General features: G+C 64.7%; 1 protein-coding gene. It reads right to left on the bottom strand.

The window, feature by feature from the left end; translation table 11 throughout:
• The coding region (locus ACU8YC_RS28000; RefSeq protein ID WP_446896394.1) for a methylenetetrahydrofolate reductase at positions 1 to 374 on the bottom strand (374 nt) is incomplete at its 3' end.
• Between the last annotated feature and the right edge of the window lie 65 nt (positions 375 to 439).

The raw sequence follows: 439 nt of genomic DNA, 5'->3' as shown, positions 1-439 counted from the left end.
AACTCCACCAGTTCGTTGGCGTAGCGCAGCTCGCCGCTGGCCATGCCCATACCCGACGGCAGGTCGCCGCGCAGTGCGACGATGCGCTGGATGCCGGCACTCTTGTAGAGGTTCAGCAGCTCGCGCAGTTCGGCCTTGGTGTCGCCAACGCAGGACAGGTGCGGGGCGGTGGGGATCTTCACCTCACCGTCGAGTTGCAGCACGGTGTTGAGCGTGCGGTCGCGCGTCGAGCCACCGGCACCGTAGGTGCAGGAGAAGAAATCGGGCTGGTAGCCCGCCAGCTGGCGCGCCACGTTCAGCAGTTTTTCATGCCCGGCTTCGGTCTTGGTGGGGAAGAACTCGAAGCTGATGGAAGGGCGGTTCGAAGAGGTCATACAGAAATTCCTTGAGCTGCAAGCCGCAGGCCGCGAGCGCACCTGGCGCCTCGCAGCCTGTGACG

The sequence above is a fragment of the Citrobacter sp. VF227 genome, assembly GCF_052950715.1.
Note: the sequence above shows the minus strand (reverse complement) of the source record. Positions and strands in the feature narration are given on the sequence as shown.